This window comes from Geodermatophilus sabuli (assembly GCF_900215145.1).
Lineage (GTDB): Bacteria > Actinomycetota > Actinomycetes > Mycobacteriales > Geodermatophilaceae > Geodermatophilus > Geodermatophilus sabuli.
This window is the reverse complement of record NZ_OBDO01000010.1, coordinates 22,893-41,252: the sequence shown is the minus strand read 5'-3', so window position 1 is coordinate 41,252 and position 18,360 is coordinate 22,893. Positions and strand designations below refer to the sequence as shown.

General features: G+C 73.0%; 12 protein-coding genes. 5 read left to right on the top strand and 7 right to left on the bottom strand.

The features are described from left to right. The first annotated feature begins 8 nt into the window (after positions 1-8). The 3 genes from CRP39_RS20225 to CRP39_RS20215 all read left to right on the top strand — a co-directional run bounded on the left by CRP39_RS20225 (position 9) and on the right by CRP39_RS20215 (position 3,133). A complete protein-coding gene (locus CRP39_RS20225; RefSeq protein WP_097208198.1) occupies positions 9-1,484 on the top strand; it encodes a phytoene desaturase family protein in 1,476 nt (491 codons plus the stop codon). A gap of 114 nt (positions 1,485-1,598) precedes the next feature. Further along, entirely contained in the window at positions 1,599-2,123 is a 525-nt protein-coding gene (locus tag CRP39_RS20220; protein WP_097208197.1) for a MarR family winged helix-turn-helix transcriptional regulator, read from the top strand. Positions 2,124-2,167: 44 nt separating this feature from the next. Beyond that, positions 2,168-3,133 carry a tetratricopeptide repeat protein gene (locus tag CRP39_RS20215; RefSeq protein ID WP_097208394.1) on the top strand — a complete coding sequence of 322 codons (966 nt, stop codon included), beginning with the start codon at positions 2,168-2,170 and terminating at the stop codon, positions 3,131-3,133. 59 nt (positions 3,134-3,192) lie between these two features. On the opposite strand, the gene CRP39_RS20210 is transcribed toward CRP39_RS20215, so the two are convergent. The 7 genes from CRP39_RS20210 to CRP39_RS20180 form a co-directional block, all read right to left on the bottom strand. Beyond that, positions 3,193-4,602: a neutral zinc metallopeptidase gene (locus tag CRP39_RS20210; protein ID WP_245853991.1), complete on the bottom strand. Its 1,410-nt coding sequence runs from the start codon at positions 4,600-4,602 to the stop codon at positions 3,193-3,195. A gap of 67 nt (positions 4,603-4,669) precedes the next feature. Continuing rightward, a complete protein-coding gene (locus tag CRP39_RS20205) occupies positions 4,670-5,599 on the bottom strand; it encodes a neutral zinc metallopeptidase (RefSeq protein ID WP_097208196.1) in 930 nt (309 codons plus the stop codon). Next, positions 5,545-6,060 carry a hypothetical protein gene (locus CRP39_RS20200; protein ID WP_097208195.1) on the bottom strand — a complete coding sequence of 172 codons (516 nt, stop codon included), beginning with the start codon at positions 6,058-6,060 and terminating at the stop codon, positions 5,545-5,547. Before CRP39_RS20200 ends, CRP39_RS20205 begins: the two co-directional genes overlap by 55 nt. A gap of 222 nt (positions 6,061-6,282) precedes the next feature. Further along, positions 6,283-9,183, bottom strand: coding sequence for a 1,4-alpha-glucan branching protein GlgB (gene glgB, locus CRP39_RS20195; RefSeq protein WP_097208194.1), 2,901 nt, complete (start codon positions 9,181-9,183; stop codon positions 6,283-6,285). 53 nt (positions 9,184-9,236) lie between these two features. Further along, positions 9,237-10,607 (bottom strand): maltokinase N-terminal cap-like domain-containing protein, encoded by a 1,371-nt coding sequence (locus CRP39_RS20190; RefSeq protein ID WP_097208193.1) that lies wholly within the window; start codon positions 10,605-10,607, stop codon positions 9,237-9,239. Further along, on the bottom strand, positions 10,604-12,472 hold the full coding sequence (treS, locus tag CRP39_RS20185) for a maltose alpha-D-glucosyltransferase (protein WP_097208192.1): 1,869 nt from the start codon (positions 12,470-12,472) through the stop codon (positions 10,604-10,606). The genes CRP39_RS20190 and treS overlap by 4 nt, the downstream gene beginning before the upstream one ends. A gap of 47 nt (positions 12,473-12,519) precedes the next feature. Beyond that, positions 12,520-14,532, bottom strand: a complete 2,013-nt coding sequence (locus CRP39_RS20180) for an alpha-1,4-glucan--maltose-1-phosphate maltosyltransferase (RefSeq protein WP_097208392.1) — start codon at positions 14,530-14,532, stop codon at positions 12,520-12,522. Positions 14,533-14,676: 144 nt separating this feature from the next. On the opposite strand from CRP39_RS20180, the gene glgP reads away from it, so the two are divergent. Beyond that, a complete protein-coding gene (gene glgP / locus CRP39_RS20175) occupies positions 14,677-17,226 on the top strand; it encodes an alpha-glucan family phosphorylase (protein WP_097208191.1) in 2,550 nt (849 codons plus the stop codon). 111 nt (positions 17,227-17,337) lie between these two features. Next, the gene (locus CRP39_RS20170) at positions 17,338-18,318 is read left to right on the top strand and encodes an FHA domain-containing protein (protein WP_097208190.1); all 981 of its coding nucleotides are present in this window, start codon (positions 17,338-17,340) and stop codon (positions 18,316-18,318) included. Positions 18,319-18,360: the final 42 nt, after the last annotated feature.

Here is an 18,360-nt window from a genome sequence, read left to right as displayed (position 1 = left end):
ATGGCGGGGTGAACGGGAAGCCGGACGCCGTCGTCGTCGGATCGGGGCCCAACGGGCTCGCCGCGGCCCTGCGGCTGGCCGCCGCCGGCCTGCGCGTGCAGGTCGTGGAGGCGGCCGAACGCCCCGGCGGTGGCATGCGCACCGAGGAGCTCATGCGGCCCGGGTACCGGCACGACGTCTGCTCGATCGTGCAGCCGATGGCCGCCGCGGCGCCGTTCTTCCGCGAGTTCGACCTGGCCAGCCGCGGCGTGCGGCTGGTCCAGCCGGAGATCAACTACGCGCACCCCCTGGACGGCGGACGCGCCTCGATCGCGCGCCGCTCGCTGGAGGAGACCGCCGCGGGTCTGGGGGCGGACGGGCCGGCCTACCGGCGGCTGTTCGAGCCGCTGGTCGAGCACGGCACCGACGTCATCGACTTCTTCCTGACCAGCCGGCTGCGGCGGCTGCCCACGCGCAGCGTCGGGCCGATCACCAAGTTCGGGCTCAACGGGCTGCCCAACGTGCGGTGGCTGGCCCACCGGTACTTCGAGACCGAGGAGGCCCGAGCCCTGCTGGGCGGGGCCGCGGCGCACGGCATGCTGGACCTGAGCCAGCCCCTGACCTCCGCGCTGGGCATGTTGCTGACGATGCTCGGCCACCACGTCGGCTGGCCGCTGGTCGAGGGCGGCTCGCAGAACCTGGCCGACGCGATGGTCACCGCGCTGGAACAGCAGGGCGGCGAGGTGGTGACCGGGCACCTGGTCACCGACCTGCGCGAGTTCGACGGCGTGCCGGCGGTGCTGCTGGACACCACGCCGGAGGCCTTCGTCGACATGGCCGGCGACCGGGTGCACGAGGGCTACCGCCGGTGGGTGCGTCGCTACGAGCACGGCGCCGGCGTCTTCAAGGTCGACTGGATCCTGTCCGAGCCGGTGCCCTGGACCAACCCCGACGTCCGCCGGGCCGGGACCATCCACATCGCCGGCACCCTGGAGGAGACCATCGCCGGCGAGCGGGCCCCCAACCAGGGGCGGCTCACCGACCGCCCGTACGTGCTCGCCGTCCAGCCGACCGTCCCGGACCCGACGCGGGCACCGGAGGGCGGGCACGTCTTCTGGGCGTACGTGCACGTGCCGCACGGCGCCGACGTCGACATGACCGAGGCCATCGAGAACCAGGTGGAGCGCTTCGCGCCGGGCTTCAAGGACACCGTCGTCGACCGGGTCACCAAGGACGCCGTCGCCATGGAGAAGTGGAACCCGGCCTACCTCGGTGGGGACATCTCCAACGGCCAGGCGACCCTGCGGCAGATGCTCGCCCGGCCGGTGCCGCGGTGGAACACGTACAAGACGCCGGTGCCGGGCGTCTACCTCGGCTCCTCGGCGACACCACCGGGGCCGGCCGTGCACGGCGCCTGCGGCGACAACGCGGCGCGGGTGGCGCTGCGCGAGGTCTTCGGCCTGCGGCACGTGCCCCCACTGCGCCCGGCCCCGCCCGCGAACTGACGTCGAGTGGCGAGCCGCCGTGGTCTCCACGGGGCCGAGGCCACGACGACTCGCCACTCGACGGGACCTCGCCGACGACCGGCCCCGGGAGCGCGGCCCGTAACCTCTGGAGCCATGGTCCGACCGCTGGGGTTGCCCTTCGATCCCATCGAGCGCGCCGGGGCGTCGTGGGAGGAGCACTTCGGCCCGGCCGCGACGATGCGCGCCGCGACGTCGGTGTTCCGGGTCCAGCAGATCCTGCTCGCCCGGTTCGACGAGGCGCTGCGGCCGCACGCGCTGACCTTCGCGCGCTACGAGGTCCTCGTGCTCCTCGTCTTCAGCCGCACCGGTGAGCTGCCGCTGAAGGTCATCGGCAGCCGGCTGATGGTCCACCCCACGAGCGTCACGAACGCGATCGACCGGCTGGTCGCCGCCGGCTACGTCCACCGACGGCCCAACCCGGCCGACGGCCGGGGCGTGCTGGCCGGCATCACCGAACGCGGGCGCGCCGTGGTCGAGGAGGCCACCAGCGCGCTCAACGCCCTCGACTTCGGGTTGGGGGACGTTCCCGAGGCGGAGCTGCAGACGTTGTTCGACATCCTCAAGCGGGTCCGGCTCGGCGCCGGCGACGTGGCCGACGCCGAGGCCGCCGTCGGCTGAGCACCCCGCGACGTCCCCGCGGCGGCGGTGGGATGATCGAGGTCATGCAGCCCTCCCGCCCCGGACGCCCCGACCCGCGCGCTCAGGCCCAGCAGGCGCATCTGGCCGCCTCCCTGGCCGGCGCGGTCGACCTCGCCGCCGTCAAGGCCCGCTCCGAGGCCGCGGCACGGGCCCAGGCCGCGCCGCCGCCCAGCCCGGCCGCCCCCGCCGGTGCGCCCGGCGCCGCGGTCGTCGACGTCACCGAGGACACCTTCCAGGCCGAGGTGCTCGACCGGTCCTTCCAGGTCCCGGTCGTGCTCGACCTGTGGGCCGAGTGGTGCGGGCCGTGCAAGCAGCTGTCCCCGGTGCTCGAGCGGCTGGCCGCGGAGGGTGGCGGGTCCTGGGTGCTGGCCAAGGTGGACGTCGACGCCAACCCGGCGCTCGCCCAGGGCCTGCGGGTGCAGGGCATCCCGGCGGTCAAGGCCGTCTGGCAGGGGCAGCTGGTCGCCGAGTTCACCGGCGCCATCCCCGAGGACCAGGCCCGCCAGTTCGTCGCCGAGCTGGTCCGCGCCACCACCGGCGGCGCCGTGCCCGACGCCGGAGACGGTGAGGCCGCGGACGACGACCCGCGTCTGGACGCCGCCGAGGCCGCCCTCGAGCGCGGCGACCTCGCCGCCGCGGAGGCCGCCTACCAGGCGATCGTCGACGCCGAGCCCGACCACCCGGTCGCCGGCCTCGCCCTGCGCCAGGTGCAGCTGTTCCGGCGCGCCGACGAGGCCGGGCCCGACGCGCTGGCCCTCGCCGACGCGGCACCCGACGACGTGACCGCGCAGACCCGCGCCGCCGACTTCCTGCTCGGCACCGGGGACGTCGAGGGTGCGTTCGCCCGCCTGCTCGACGTCGTCCGCCGGACCGCCGGCGAGGAGCGCGACCAGGTCCGCAAGCACCTCGTGGAGCTGTTCGGCGTCGTCGGGGACCAGGACCCGCGGGTGGGCGACGCCCGCCGCCAGCTCACTCTCGCCCTGTACTGAAGAAGGACCCCCGTGCCCCCCACCGCTCGCACGCTCGCGGCGGGACCCTGCACGGGGGCCTAGACGCCGACGTCGCAGGCGCGGGCGCCCTCGAGGAACCCGCCGCGGAAGAGGTCGACGAGCTGGAAGCCCGAGACGTCGGTCGCGCCGAGCACCTGCGGGTCGTTGCCGTACTCCAGCAGGAACTGCACGCTCTCGTCGAGGTCGCCGGGGGAGATGACGACGTTCGTCAGCTCGCCGTTGTAGACCTGCGCGCTGTACCAGCCGGCCAGGCACACCGCTGACCGCAGCGCCTCGTCACCCTCGGCGGACAGCCCCAGCTGGTCGCGGGCTGCCAGCGCGTAGGGGATGGCGACGGCGGTGGGGACGGCGTAGTCGCCCAGTGACTCGTAGGCCGGGCCGATCAGGTCCTGCTCGTCGTAGCCGACCAGCCCGGCGTCGCCGGTGCCGTCCCCGGGCGGGCAGTACACGAGGTCGACGTCGTCGGTGGCGCACCCGGGCGCCTGCCCGCGGAAGGGCTCGAGCTGCGGGGCGGTGAAGCGGTCGTCGAGGACCTCGGTGAACGCGCGGTCCCAGAACTCCGGCAGCGAGGTCTCGACGATCTGCTCGATCGTCCCGTAGGGCGCGTTGCCGCCGCTGAGGAAGTCCTCGTCGGTGGTGAACTCGCCCTGGGTGAACACGCGGTCGGGCCCGAACCGGTCGCGGCAGGCGACCGGGCCGTCGTCGAAGCCCTCCTGGAACGCGGAGACGCGGTCGAAGTAGGACCCGTGCGCCTGCTGCTCGTCGGTGCCCGTCCCGACCGGGTCCCGCAGCAGGAGGTAGCCGCGCAGCAGCTGGTCCAGCTCCGGCTCCCGGATCTGGGAGTGCGTGGCGCGGCCCTCGGCCACCCACGCCGTCCACGCGCCGGCGAAGCAGTCGGCCTGCGTCTCCGTGGCGATCGACGTCGGCGGGGAGCCGACCCGGGCCTGGACCGCGTGCCCGAACTCGTGCGCCATCACCAGTGCGGGGATGAACCGCCCGTACCCGTCGGCGAGCTCGGCGAGGAACGTCCGGTCGTAGCTGATCGAGTCGGAGTGGGGGGCCTGTGGCGCCGAGCAGTAGAACGCGTTGTCCTCGACCTCGCGCGGGTCGGTGCCGCACCCGACGCCCTGCGGGTACACCGCGGGGTCGACGTCGGCCGGGTCGACGCTGAAGTAGCCCCCCGCCAGCGGGTCGAAGCGGGCGCCGAACACGTCGGGGAACTGCTCGGCCCAGTAGTCCTCGAGGTCGGCGAGCGCGTTGCGGGCGAGCAGGTCGATCGGCCCGTCGACGGCGCCCACGACGTCCACGCGGCCGGGGTCGGCGTCGTCCGGGGGCGGGTCGGCGGCGCTGGGCCGGCCGAGGACGACGACCGAGCAGCCGGACACGACGAGCAGCGCGGCCACGGCCAGGAGGGCCAGGACCGCCCGGCGCAGCACGGCAGCAGGCATGTCCGGGGCATCGTCCCACCCCGGCGGCGGCCTCGCTGGGGGAGCGGGGCCCCGCCGGTGGCCTGCCTCAGATGCCCAGGTCGCAGGCGGTGCCGCCCTCCAGGAATCCGTCGCGGAAGGCCCCGACCAGCTCGAAGCCCCTGGTCCCGACGTCGGCCAGCACGCTGCCGGACCGGCCGTACGTGAGCAGGAAGACGATCGCCTCGTCGACGTCGCCGGGGGACAGCTCGGTGACCTCCTCGAAGTCGCCGTCGACGAAGCGGGCGGTGTACCAGCCGGTCAGGCACACCGTCGACACCGTCGCGGCGCTGTCGTCGGTGGACAGCCCCAGCTGGTCGCGGGCGGCCTCGGCGTAGGGCAGGGACACCGCGGTGGCGACGGCGAAGTCGCCGACGTCGGAGTAGGCGGGCTGGAGCAGGTCGGTCTCGTCGACGTAGACGGTGCCGTCGGCCGCGCAGTACCCGAGGTCGAGGTCCTCGGCACGCATGTCGCCGCAGTCCGGCGCGGTGCCGTCGAAGCCCGCGATGGCCGGCGCCTCGAAGGCGGTGCCGGCGACCTGCGGGAACCAGGAGTCGTAGAACAGCGGCAGCGAGTCGGCGACGAGGGTGCCGATGTCCTCGTAGGGCGCGTTGCCCTCGTTGGCCTCGTCGAGCCGGTCGTCGAACTCGCGGGCGGTGAAGACCCGGTCGGGGCCGAACTCGTCGCGGCAGGTGCCCACGCCGCCGGTGTAGCCGGAGTGGAAGCCCGACACCCGGTCGAACCCGGAGCCGTGCGCCCCCTCCACGTCCTCGTCGGTACCCACCGGGTCGCGGAGCTCGAGGAACCCCACGAGGACGTCGTCGAGCTCCGGAACGCGCAGGCTGACGTGCTCGGCGTTGCCGTCGGCCACCCAGCGGGTGAACGGACCGGCGAAGCAGTCGGCCTGCGTCTCGTCGCGGATCGTCACCTCGCTGAAGCCGAACCGGGCCTGCATGGCGTGGCCGAACTCGTGGGCCATGACGGCCGGGCCCAGGAAGCGGCCGTGCAGCTCGCCCAGCCCTCCAGGAGCGCACCGTCGTAGACGATGACGTCGCAGGTCTGCTCGTAGAAGGCGTTGCCCTCGACCTCGGACGGGTCGATCGGCAGCTGCTGGCAGCCCACCCCGGTGTCCGGGTACAGGCCCGGGTCGATGTCGTCGGCGTCCACCGAGGAGTAGCCGCCACGCAGCGGGGTCAGCTCCGCGTCGTAGAACTCGGGGTAGGCGCCGGTCCAGAAGGTGGTGAGGTCGGCCAGCGCGTTGCGGGCGGAGCGGTCGATGTCGTCGTCGGTGGCCCCGGTGACCGGGAAGGCCTCGGCCGACACGTCGGTCACCGGGTCGGCCGGCATCGCGGTACCGGGGACCGTGGTGGAGCAACCCGCGAGCAGCAGCACGCCGCCCACGGCAGCCGCGGTCGTCGCGCCGCGCAGGACCTGCCTCATGGAGCCGTGTTCCCTCGTCTGGGCGGGACCGCCGCGGCCAGACGGCGGGCGGGGAGCCGGCACATGATGCCCGGTCAGGGCCTCGTCAGGGGGTGTGTCCGGCGCACGCGCCGTCGAGCGGTCGGTCACCGGCGCGTGCGGCGTCGGGCCGGCGCCGGGGACGCGCTGCAGGCGGGTTCACTGCGCGGCCGGGGAGGTGCGCCGGCCGCGCAGGGGAGGCGCTCAGCCCTCGTGCAGGAACCAGACGGTGCCCAGCGGCGGAGCCGACAGTGTCGCCGAGCAGGGCTGGCCGTGCCACGGCTCCTCGACGGCCTCGATGCCACCCAGGTTGCCCACGCCCGAGCCGCCGTAGCCCTCCGCGTCGGTGTTGACCACCTCTCGCCAGGTGCCCGGACGCGGCAGCCCGATCCGGTAGCCGTGGTGCGGCGCGCCGGAGAAGTTGACGACGCAGGCCAGCGCCTGCCCACCGCCGGTCCCCGGCGCATCGGCCGACTCGCCGCCGGAGGAGGCGCTGGGGAGCCCGTACCGGAGGAACGACAGCACGTTGCCCGACGCGTCGTTGGCGTCGATCCACTGGAACCCGGCCGGGTCGACGTCCTGCGACCACAGCGCCGGCAGCTCCTTGTAGCGGGCGTTGAGATCGGTGACCAACGAGAGGATGCCGCGGTGGGCGGGGTCGTCGAGGTGCCACCAGTCCAGCGAGCGGCTCTCGGCCCACTCGGCGTCCTGTCCGAACTCCGAGCCCATGAACAGCAACTGCTTTCCCGGGTGCGCCCACATGTAGGCCAGGTAGGCGCGCAGGTTGGCCAGCTGCTGCCACCGGTCGCCAGGCATCTTCCGCAGCAGGGAGCCCTTGCCGTAGACGACCTCGTCGTGGCTGATCGGCAGCACGTAGTTCTCGGAGTACGCGTACATCATCGAGAACGTGAGCTGCCCGTGGTGGTAGCTGCGGTGCACCGGCTCGCGCTCGATGTAGGCCAGCGAGTCGTGCATCCAGCCCATGTTCCACTTGAAGCCGAAGCCGAGGCCGCCGAGGTGCGTGGGCCGGGTGACGCCGGGCCACGCGGTCGACTCCTCGGCGATGGTGACCACGCCCGGTACCTCGCGGTAGACCGTCGCGTTCATCTCCTGCAGGAACGCCACGGCTTCCAGGTTCTCCCGGCCGCCGTACTTGTTGGGCGCCCACTCCGAGCGGGAGTAGTCCAGGTAGAGCATCGAGGCCACCGCGTCGACCCGGACGCCGTCGACGTGGAACTCCTTGCACCAGTACAGGGCGTTGGCCACGAGGAAGTTGCGGACCTCGGACCGGCCGAAGTCGAAGACGTAGGTGCCCCAGTCCAGCTGCTCGCCCCGGCGCGGGTCACCGTGCTCGTAGAGCGGGGTGCCGTCGAAGCGGGCCAGCGCCCAGTCGTCCTTGGGGAAGTGTGCCGGGACCCAGTCGACGATGACGCCGATGCCGGCCTGGTGGGCCCGGTCCACCAGGTAACGGAAGTCGTCGGGGCTGCCGTAGCGCGCGGTCGGGGCGTAGTAGGAGGTGACCTGGTACCCCCACGAGCCGCCGAAGGGGTGCTCGGCGACCGGCATGAACTCGATGTGGGTGAACCCGGCCGACACGACGTAGTCGACCAGCTCGTCGGCGAGCTGCCGGTAGGACAGGCCCTGCCGCCACGAGCCGATGTGCACCTCGTAGACGCTCATCGGCCGCTGGTGCCAGCCGGCCTGCGCGCGGTCGGCGAGCCACGCGTCGTCCTGCCACTCGTGGGTGGACGCGGTGACGACCGAGGCGTTGAGTGGCGGCACCTCGGTGGCGAAGGCCAGCGGGTCGGACTTCTCCCGCCACACCCCGTCGCGACCGAGCACGTGGTACCGGTAGCGCGTCCCCACCTGGACGCCGGGGACGAAGATCTCCCAGACGCCCGAGGAGCCCAGCGACCGCATCGGATAGGCGCGGGCCTCCCAGTAGTCGAAGTCGCCGGTGACCTTCACCCCCTGGGCGTTGGGTGCCCAGACGGCGAAGGACACGCCCTCCACCGGGCCGCCCGGCGTCTCGTAGCGCCGCACGTGCGCGCCGAGAACGTCCCAGAGCCGCTCGTGCCGGCCCTCGCGGATGAGGTGCTGGTCCAGCTCACCCACGGTGGGCAGCCAGCGGTAGGGGTCGTCGACGGTGAAGGTGGTGGTGCCACCCTGGCCGTCGCCGTAGCTGACCTCGATCCGGTAGTCACCGGGCTGCTGGGGGAGCTGGGCCTCGTAGATCCCGCCGCCGTGCAGCTGACGCGCCTCGTGGCGGGAGCCGTCCTGGTCGACGACGGTGACCGAGACCGCGTCCGGCCGCAGCGTGCGCACCACCCAACCCCGCTCGGCCCGGTGCGCGCCGAGCACGCTGTGCGGCGAGTAGGACCAGCCCTCCACGATCGCCCGCAGCTGCTTGCCGGTGACCTCCTCGGCGGCGGGCTGCGCGTCCGGGGGCGTCCCGGTGCCGGCCGTGCCCGCGGGCCCCGCGCCCGCGGACGGGAGCCCGCCGGCGTCGCCGGCCGCGACCTCGGCGGTCTCGCCGGTCCCGACGCCGCCGGCGCCGTCCTCCGGCGCCTGTGGCGTGCTCGGCTCGGCCGGGTCCGGGCTCGGCGGCTCGGGCTGCGGAGCCGGTGCGCCGCTGGGACTGCCGGGCTCGGCGATCGGCGCCGGGGCGACCACCGGGGTGGCGGTGCCTCCCTGCTCGAGCACGACGTCGTCCTGCGGGGTGTCCACGTCGCCCGCCGCCCGGGCGGCAGCGGTCTTCTTCGCCGCCGCAGCGCGGGGGGTGGCCTTCTTCGCGGCGGCCCGCTTGGCGGTCTCCTTCGCCGGGGCGCCCTCGGCGTCCGTGGCAGCGGCCGTCGTCTTCTTCGCCGCGGTGGTCTTCTTCGCCGCCGGTGCCTTCCTGGCGGCCGGTGCCTTCTTCGCCGCGGCCCGCTTGCGCGGCGCGGTGGGGTTCACGACCGGCTCGCTCTCGGCGGCCTCGGCTCGCGCCGCCTTCTCCTCGACGGCGGCCTGCAGCTCCTCCTTGGTCGCCGGCGGGCGGCTCCCGGAGTCGATGGTGGGCTCGGTGGCGCCGGTGGTGCTGTCGGTCGTCCCCTCGGGGGTCGTCATCGCGTCGCCGTCCTCTTCGGTGCGGGTGGTCGGTGGTCGGGTGGGCCCGCGCGTCAGACCGCGGCGGTGAGCCGCGACAGCGACTGCAGCGGGATCATCAGCCAGTGTGGGCGGTTGCGCGCCTCGTAGACGCACTCGTACACGGCCTTGTCCGCCTCGAAGGCCCGCAGCAACGGGGAGTCACCGCACGGGTTCAGCCCGCTGGCGGCCGAGTACCCGGCGCAGAAGGCGCTGCGGTTGCGCTCTGCCCACTCCTGCGCCCGGTATGCGCGCTGGGAGTCGTCGGGTTGCTCGACGAGCATGTGACGTGCCGCGTAGTCGAAGCTGCGCAGCATGCCGGCGACGTCACGCATGGGGCTGTCGAGCTCGCGGCGGTCGGCCAGCGGACGGGCCGGCTCACCCTCGAAGTCCAGCACGATCCATCCGGTGGCGGTGCGCAGCACCTGGCCGAGGTGCAGGTCGCCGTGCACCCGCTGCCGGACGACGGTCTCCTGGGCGGAGGCCACGGCGGCGTACACGGCGCGCAGGCCGTCGGCGTGCTCGGCCAGCTGCGGGACGACGGCGATCGCGGCGTCGAGCCGGGCGGTCATCTGCTCGGCCACGGTGGCGAACCACGAGCGGTCGGCGGGCTCGGTGGGCAGGACCTTGGCCATGTCGGCGTGCACCGACGCGGTCGCCGCGCCCAGCCGCTCGCTCTCCGCGGCGAAGTCCCCGCCGACCTCGTCGGCGTGCAGGTCACCCTCGGCGTACAGGTCCCGGACGCTGGCGGTGGCCAGCCGCCAGCCGTCGCTGGCGTTGGGCACGAACGTCTGCAGCATCGCCACGGTGGCCGGCTCCGCCGACGGGTCGGGGTCGTCGATCTCGATGTGCCCGAGCAGCGAGGCGATGTGCGGGTTCTGCGTCTTGCGCAGCGCGTCGTGGACCTCCACGTCGGGGTTGAGCCCGGGCTCCAGCCGCCGGAACAGCTTGAAGATCGCCTCCTGGCCGTAGACCAGCGAGGTGTTGCTCTGCTCGGTGGAGAGGATGTCGCCGGGCACGCCCTCGGGGATGTAGGCCACCCCCGCCGGGTGGAAGTGCATGGGCCCGATCGTCGAGGCGTTGACCAGGTGGATCAGCCACGGCGTGGTGGCGTCCCGGTCGCGCATGGCGTCGTAGGCGTAGCTCTCCCGCTCCCCCGAGGGCACCGCGCCGATGAACGCGGAGTTGAGCTCCTCGACCGGGTGGTCCCGCCACGACAGCGGCACCAGGTACGTCTCGCTCACGCCGTCGGTGTAGGAGACGCGTACCCGGTGCACCGACAGCACCGGGTCGGCCTGGTCGAGCAGGAAGCCCTCCTCGGTGACGTCGCTCCACTCCCGGCCCTTGCTGCCGAACCAGCGCTGGTGGGGCATCCATTCGCGGAGCAGATCGGTCAGTGCGCTCATCGGTCGCCTCCGGGGCTGGGCGGGACGTCGTCTCCGGACCGGGTGTCGCTGTCGCCGGGGATCTCCGTCGCGGCGGAGACCACCCCCGCGGCCAACAGGGACTCCGCGACCGTGCTGGCCGCGGTGCTCTCCCAGTCCTCGGTCTCCTCGGCCTCGGGCGCGGCGGGCTTGCTCAGCTCGAACCAGTAGAAGCCGTGGCCGGCCAGCGTGAGCATGTAGGGCAGGACGCCGATCTGCGGGAACTCCACCCGGCCGGTGAGCTCGATCGGGGTGTAGCCCTCGAACCGGCGCAGGTCCAGCTCCACCGGCTGCGGGAAGCGGGACAGGTTGTTCACGCACAGCACGACGTCGTCGCCGAACTCGCGCACGAAGGAGAGCACGGTCGGGTTGCGCGAGCCGATCTCGGCGTAGGTGCCCAGCCCGAAGGTCGGGTGCTCCTTGCGGACGCGGATCATCTGCCGGATCCAGTGCAGCATCGAGGTGGTGTTGCGCAGCTGGGACTCGACGTTGGTCACCTGGTAGCCGTAGACCGGGTCCTGGTTCAGCGGCAGGTACATCCGCTGCGGGTCGGCGGTGGAGAAGCCGCCGTTGCGGTCCGGCGTCCACTGCATCGGCGTCCGGACGCCGTCGCGGTCACCGAGCCAGATGTTGTCGCCCATGCCGATCTCGTCCCCGTAGTAGAGGACCGGGGAGCCCGGCAGGGACAGCAGGAGCGCGTTGAACAGCTCCAGGGTGTCCATGTCGTTGTCCAGCAGCGGCGCCAGCCGGCGACGGATGCCGATGTTGGCCTTCATGCGGGGGTCCTTGGCGTACTCGGCCCACATGTAGTCGCGTTCCTCGTCGGTGACCATCTCGAGGGTCAGCTCGTCGTGGTTGCGCAGGAAGATGCCCCACTGGCAGTTGGCGGGGATGTCCGGGGTCTGCGCCATGATCTCCGAGATCGGGAAGCGCTGCTCCCGCCGCACGCCCATGAACAGGCGCGGCATCACCGGGAAGTGGAACGCCATCTGGCACTCGTCGCCGTCCTCACCGAAGTACTCGACGACGTCGGCCGGCCACTGGTTCGCCTCGCACAGCAGCACGCGGTCGGGGTAGTCGGCCTCGACGACCTTGCGGACGTGCTTGAGGAACTGGTGGGTCTTCGGGAGGTTCTCGCAGTTGGTCCCCTCCTCCTCGAACAGGTAGGGGACGGCGTCGAGCCGGAACCCGTCGATGCCCAGGTCCAGCCAGAAGCGCAGGGCATCGATGATCGCCTCCTGCACCCGCGGGTTCTCGAAGTTGAGGTCCGGCTGGTGGGAGAAGAAGCGGTGCCAGAAGTACTGCTTGCGCACCGGGTCGAAGGACCAGTTGGAGCTCTCGGTGTCGACGAAGATGATCCGCGCGTCCCGGTAGCCGGTGTCGTCGTCGGCCCACACGTAGAAGTCGCCGTAGGGGCCCTCGGGGTCGCTGCGGCTGGCCTGGAACCAGGGGTGCTGGTCCGAGGTGTGGTTCATGACGAAGTCGATGATCACGCGCATGCCGCGGGCGTGGGCGGCGTCGAGGAACTCCTTGAAGTCCTCGATGTCACCGAACTCCGGCAGCACCGCGGTGTAGTCGCTGACGTCGTAGCCGCCGTCGCGCAGCGGCGAGGCGAAGAACGGCGGGAGCCAGAGGCAGTCGACGCCCAGCCACTGCAGGTAGTCGAGCTTGTCCAACATGCCGCGCAGGTCGCCGACGCCGTCGGCGTTGCTGTCGGCGAAGCCACGGACGAGCACCTCGTAGAAGACGGCGCGCTTGTACCAGTCGGGGTCGGCGCCGGGGGCCGGCAGCGCCGACCTCGGGGAGTCGGTGCGGCCGGCGGGGAGGCCAGGGACGGGAACGGTCATCGCAGGAAGTCGCCCTCGGTTCAGCAGGGGAGCGGGTAGGGGAGTGGTCAGGCGACCGGCGGCGGTACCTGGACCACCCGGGGGCGGGTGACGGAGAAGACGTGCGCGGGCTCCCGGTAGGGGTCGAGCTCGACGTAGTTGAACTGGCCCCAGTCCCAGCTGGCGCCGGTCAGCTCATCGGTCACGGCGAACCGCTCGTACCACTCCAGGCCGAGCGTGGGCAGGTCCAGGGCGGTGGTGCCGATCTGGGTGTGGTGGCTGGAGAGGCTGACCACCACGATCACGGCGTCCTGGGAGCCCGGGTCGGTCTTCGAGAAGCAGATCAGGTTCGGGTTGTCCACCGAGTGGAACCGCAGCGTGCGCAGCTGCTGCAGGGCCGGGTGGGCCCGACGGATCTCGTTGAGCCTCCGCAGGTAGGGCGCGAGGCTGTGCCCGGAGGCCTCGGCCGCGGCCCAGTCCCGCGGTCGCAGCTGGTACTTCTCGCTGTCCAGGTACTCCTCGCTGCCCGGCCGCACGGCCACGTGCTCGAACAGCTCGAAGCCGGAGTAGACGCCCCACGTCGGGCTCATCATCGCGGCCAGGACAGCGCGGATCTTGAACATCGGCGGGCCGCCGAACTGCAGCGACTCGTGGAGGATGTCCGGGGTGTTGACGAAGAAGTTCGGCCGCATGTAGTGGCTGTTGCTGGCCAGCTCGCGGCCGTAGTCCTCGATCTCCCCGCGCGCGGTGCGCCAGGTGAAGTACGTGTAGGACTGCGTGAACCCGATCCGGGCGAGCTGGTGCATCATCGCCGGCCGGGTGAAGGCCTCGGCGAGGAACAGCACGTCGGGATCGGTCTTCTTGACCTCCCAGATCAGCCAGTGCCAGAAGTCCAGCGGCTTGGTGTGCGGGTTGTCGACCCGGAACACCCGTACTCCGGCGTCCATCCAGACCCGCACGACCCGCAGCACCTCGGCGTAGATGCCCTCGGGGTCGTTGTCGAAGTTGATCGGGTAGATGTCCTGGTACTTCTTCGGCGGGTTCTCCGCGTAGGCGATCGTCCCGTCGGGCTTGGTGGTGAACCACTCCGGGTGGCTGGTCACCCACGGGTGGTCCGGCGCGGCCTGCAGGGCGAGGTCGAGGGCGACCTCCATGCCCAGCTCCTGAGCGCGGGCGACGAAGGCGCGGAAGTCGTCCATCGTGCCCAACTGCGGGTGGACGGCGTCGTGCCCGCCCTCGGCGCTGCCGATCGCCCACGGCGAGCCGACGTCGTCCGGCCCGGGCGTGAGCGTGTTGTTCCGCCCCTTGCGGTTGACCTGCCCGATCGGGTGGATCGGCGGCAGGTACACGACGTCGAAGCCCATGTCGGCGATCGCCGGCAGCCGGTCGGCGGCGGTGGTGAAGGTGCCGTGGGTGGGCGTGCCCCCGACGACGGGGCCCTCCGAGCGCGGGAAGAACTCGTACCAGGAGCCGTAGAGGGCCCGGGGCCGGTCGACCCAGACCTCGTACCGCGGCCCGCCGGTGACCAGTTCCCGAACGGGGTGCTCGTGCAGGTACTCCTGGAGCCCAGCGGCCAGCGCCGGGGCGACCCGGGCGGTGAGCTCGCGGGAGGTGTCGCGCAGCGCGGCGGCGGCATCGGTGACCCGCTCGCGCCACTCGTCCGATGCCTCGCCGGCGACCCGGTCGAGCAGGCGGGCGCCCTCCTCGAGGTCGTTGGCGAGGTCCTCAGGGCCCTGACCGGCCTCGATCTTCACCTCGACCGCGTGGTGCCAGGTCGCCAGCGGGTCGCTCCACGCCTCCACCTGGTAGGTCCACAGCCCGTCCCGGTCGGGGACGACCGTGGCGATCCAGCGGTCCGGCTCCTGGCCGAACCGCGCCATGCGGCGCAGGGGCTGGGCCGCGCCGTCCTCGCCGGGCGGCGTCCACACCACGTTGGCCGCGACGGCGTCGTGGCCCTCGCGGAAGACGGTGGCGGTGATCGGCAGGTGCTCGCCGACCACGGCGCGGGCCGAGAAGGACCCGCAGGAGACGACGGGGGCGACATCGGTGATGCCGAGACGGAGGTCAGCGCGGCGAGTCATCCCGGCCACGCTATCGAGGTCCCGGTCTGCGGGCATGTCGGCGGGAGAGCGCCGTTCGCCGCGCTCGTGTGAGCAGGTCGGGCGGGCGTGGGGACACCCGTCGGCCGCCTGTGGCGGGCGCGGGGGGCTGGTTAGTCTCGGGCGGTGCGCGCTCTCCGAAGGTTCACCGTCCGGGCATCGCTCCCCGAGGAGCTGATGCCGCTGTCCCAGCTCGTGATGAACCTCCGCTGGTCGTGGCACCCCGAGACCCGCGACCTGTTCGAGGCCCTCGACCCGACCCTCTGGACCACCTGCAACGGGGACCCGGTGAAGGTGCTCGGTGAGGTCTCCGCGGAGCGGCTGGCGGCACTGGCCAGGGACCGCCGATTCGTCCGCCGCCTGCAGGACGTCGTCGACGACCTGCAGGACTACCTGTCGGGCCCGCACTGGTACCAGTCCCTCGGAGCCGACGCCCCGGCGTCCATCGCGTACTTCTCCGCGGAGTTCGGCATCACCGAGGTGCTCCCGCAGTACTCCGGGGGCCTGGGCATCCTCGCCGGCGACCACCTCAAGGCCGCCTCCGACCTCGGCGTCCCGCTGATCGGGGTGGGGCTGCTCTACCGCGCCGGGTACTTCGAGCAGGGCCTGTCGGCCGACGGCTGGCAGCTGGAGCACTACCCCTCGCTGGACCCGCACGGCCTGCCGGTCAAGCTGCTGCGCCAGCCCGACGGCTCGGCCGCGGTCATCACCGTGCCGCTGCCCGAGGGCCGCACCCTGCACGCGCACGTGTGGCGGGCCCAGGTCGGCCGGGTCTCGCTGCTGCTGCTCGACAGCGACATCGAGGAGAACGCGCCCGCCGAGCGTGGCGTCACCGACCGCCTCTACGGCGGCGACGAGGACCACCGGCTGCGCCAGGAGATGCTGCTGGGCATCGGCGGCGTCCGCGCGCTGCGCGCCTACTGCTCGCTCACCGGCACGCCGCAGCCGGAGGTCTTCCACGCCAACGAGGGCCACGCGGGCTTCCAGGGCGTGGAGCGGATCCGCGAGCTGACCGAGTCCCACGGGCTGTCCTTCGCCGAGGCGCTGCAGGCGGTGCGGGCCGGCACGGTGTTCACCACCCACACCCCGGTGCCCGCCGGCATCGACCGCTTCCCGCGGGCGCTCATCGAGCGCTACTTCGCCGGGTTCGGCGTCCCGCTGGACCAGCTCATCCCGCTGGGTGCCGAGGAGGACCCGACCAAGTTCAACATGGCGCACATGGGCCTGCGGCTGGGTCAGCGCGCCAACGGCGTCAGCCAGCTGCACGGGCACGTCAGCCGGCACATGTTCCGCGACCTGTGGGCCGGCTTCGACGAGGGCGACGTGCCGATCGGCTCCATCACCAACGGCGTGCACGCGCCCACCTGGACCGCCCGTGAGCTGGTCGACCTGGGCAGCCAGGCCGGCTCCCAGGGCGACCCGGTGGAGGTCGACGGCGACGTGCACTTCGACGGCGTCGACCACATCTCCGCCGGTGACCTGTGGAGCACCCGCCGGCTGCTGCGCGGCCGGCTGGTCGAGGAGGTGCGCCGCCGGCTCCGGGAGACGGCACTGTCCCGCGGGGCCGCGGAGTCCGAGGTGGGCTGGACCGCCACCGCGTTCGACCCCGACGTCCTCACCATCGGCTTCGCCCGCCGGGTGCCCTCCTACAAGCGGCTCACCCTGATGCTGCGTGACCCGCAGCGGCTCAAGGCGCTGCTGCTGGACCCTGAGCGGCCGGTCCAGCTGGTCATCGCCGGCAAGAGCCACCCGGCCGACGACGGCGGCAAACAGCTGATCCAGCAGATGGTGAAGTTCGCCGACGACCCCGAGATCCGACACCGGATCGCGTTCCTGCCCGGCTACGACATCGGCATGGCCCGCTACCTCTACTGGGGTTGCGACGTCTGGCTGAACAACCCGCTGCGCCCGCTGGAGGCCTGCGGCACCTCGGGCATGAAGGCCGCGCTGAACGGCGGGCTCAACCTCTCCATCCGCGACGGGTGGTGGGACGAGTGGTTCGACGGTCAGAACGGCTGGGCCATCCCCACCGCCGACGGCGTCACCGACGCCGACCGACGCGACGAGATCGAGGCGCGGGCGATCTACGACCTGCTCGGCAACCAGGTGCTGCCGCGCTTCTACGAGACCGACCGGGACGGCGTCCCGACCCGGTGGGTCGAGATGGTGCGCCACACCCTGCGCGAGACCGGTCCCAAGGTGCTGGCCACCCGCATGGTCCGCGACTACGTGCAGCAGCTGTACGTCCCGGCCGCCGGCTCCGCCCGCGCGATGGCCGACGGCGGTTACGGCCCGGCCCGGACCGAGGCCGACTGGCGGGCGCACCTGCTGGAGCACTGGAGCGCCGTCCGGGTCGCCCACGTCGAGGCCACCGGCGCCGGCGACACCCCCGAGATCGGGTCGACGCTGGCCCTGCGCGCGGAGGTGGAGCTGCCCGGCCTCACCCCCGTGGACGTCCAGGTGCAGGCGGCCTACGGGCGGGTCGACGACGCCGACGGGCTGCACGAGGTGACCACGCTGCCGATGGAGCACGAGCACACCGACGGCTCCCGCCACTGGTTCACCGCGACGCTGCCGCTGGAGCGCACCGGCGCCTTCGGCTACACGGTGCGCGTGCTGCCGTACTCGTCGCACATGGCCGACCCGGCGGAGCTGGGCGTGGTCGCCAGCGCCTAGCTCGCGACACATCCGCCACGCCGGTCGCACCCGTCCCGGGAGCCGTGCGGCGTGTCGGCGTGGCGCGTCGCCGGTCCGCCGCCGCGTGCCTGAGGTCATTAGGCTTGCGCCATGCCCGACCGCTGTGAAGTCCTGCCCGGAGACTCCGTCGTCGCCCGACGCGGAGGCGGTCTGCTGTGGGTCGACGCGCCGGGCTCTCCGGCCCTCGTCGCCGCCCTGCACGCCTGCCTGGGTGTCTCCGGCCCCGGCGCGGAACGGGTGCTCGGCGCGATCGCCGGTCAGGTCGCCACGCTGGGCGGCAGCTCGGCGTCCTTCGCGCTCGTGCTGGTCGACACCGCGGGCGGTACGGGCACCGGGGTGGCGCTGTGGTGCGGCAAGGGCCAGCCGGCGGTCGACGGCGTCCCGGTCTCCGGCGCGTCGGTCGACGGCTGCACCCTGGCCACCGGCTTCCAGCTCGGGCAGACCCTCTACGTGGGCCCCGGCCAGCCGGTGCCCTCCATGCCCCCGGGTGTCGCCTACGACCTGATCGAGGGCACCGTCCCCGGATCAGGGGCGATGCTGCAGCTCGCCGCTGCCGCACACGCCTCGTCGGCCGCCGTGCCGTCGTCGCCGGCGCCGTCGTCGTTCACCGCCGGCTCCGACGCCGGTTTCGGCAGCGCCGGCTCATCCGCCTACGAGACCCCCGCCCCCGCGGCGCAGGAGGCGGACGGCGGTGAGGCGACGGCCTTCTGGAAGCCGGAGCCGCCCGCGGCGCCGATCCTGCGCTTCGACGACGGCCTCGTCGTGACCGTCGACGAGGACCTCGTCCTCGGCCGGCGCCCGGACAACCACGAGCTGGTCACCGCCGGGACGGCCCGGCCGGTGCCGATCGCCGACACCCAGAACGTGCTCTCCTCGGCCCACGCGGCCATCCAGCGCAACGGCCGGGAGGTCTCCCTGGTCGACCTCGGCTCGCTCAACGGCACGCACGTCGCCGGGCCGGAGGCCACCGAGTGGACCCAGCTCGAGCCCGGCGTCGCGCACCCGCTCTCCGACGGTGACCGGCTGCTGCTCGGCTGGACCGTCATCACCTTCGAACAGGTCCAGGACTGAGTCACTGCGGTCCTCCGGACCGCACCGCCGTTCCCCTGCTGC

What these genes read in the sequence shown, in the direction of transcription:
- CRP39_RS20180 (WP_097208392.1), bottom strand. Translation starts at nt 14,532, where the DNA reads ATGACTCGCCGCGCTGACCTCCGTCTCGGCATCACCGATGTCGCCCCC.
- CRP39_RS20220 (WP_097208197.1), top strand. Translation starts at nt 1,599, where the DNA reads ATGGTCCGACCGCTGGGGTTGCCCTTCGATCCCATCGAGCGCGCCGGG.
- glgB (WP_097208194.1), bottom strand. Translation starts at nt 9,183, where the DNA reads ATGACGACCCCCGAGGGGACGACCGACAGCACCACCGGCGCCACCGAG.
- CRP39_RS20205 (WP_097208196.1), bottom strand. Translation starts at nt 5,599, where the DNA reads ATGGCCCACGAGTTCGGCCACGCCATGCAGGCCCGGTTCGGCTTCAGC.
- CRP39_RS20190 (WP_097208193.1), bottom strand. Translation starts at nt 10,607, where the DNA reads ATGAGCGCACTGACCGATCTGCTCCGCGAATGGATGCCCCACCAGCGC.
- CRP39_RS20170 (WP_097208190.1), top strand. Translation starts at nt 17,338, where the DNA reads ATGCCCGACCGCTGTGAAGTCCTGCCCGGAGACTCCGTCGTCGCCCGA.
- CRP39_RS20215 (WP_097208394.1), top strand. Translation starts at nt 2,168, where the DNA reads ATGCAGCCCTCCCGCCCCGGACGCCCCGACCCGCGCGCTCAGGCCCAG.
- CRP39_RS20200 (WP_097208195.1), bottom strand. Translation starts at nt 6,060, where the DNA reads ATGAGGCAGGTCCTGCGCGGCGCGACGACCGCGGCTGCCGTGGGCGGC.
- treS (WP_097208192.1), bottom strand. Translation starts at nt 12,472, where the DNA reads ATGACCGTTCCCGTCCCTGGCCTCCCCGCCGGCCGCACCGACTCCCCG.
- CRP39_RS20210 (WP_245853991.1), bottom strand. Translation starts at nt 4,602, where the DNA reads ATGCCTGCTGCCGTGCTGCGCCGGGCGGTCCTGGCCCTCCTGGCCGTG.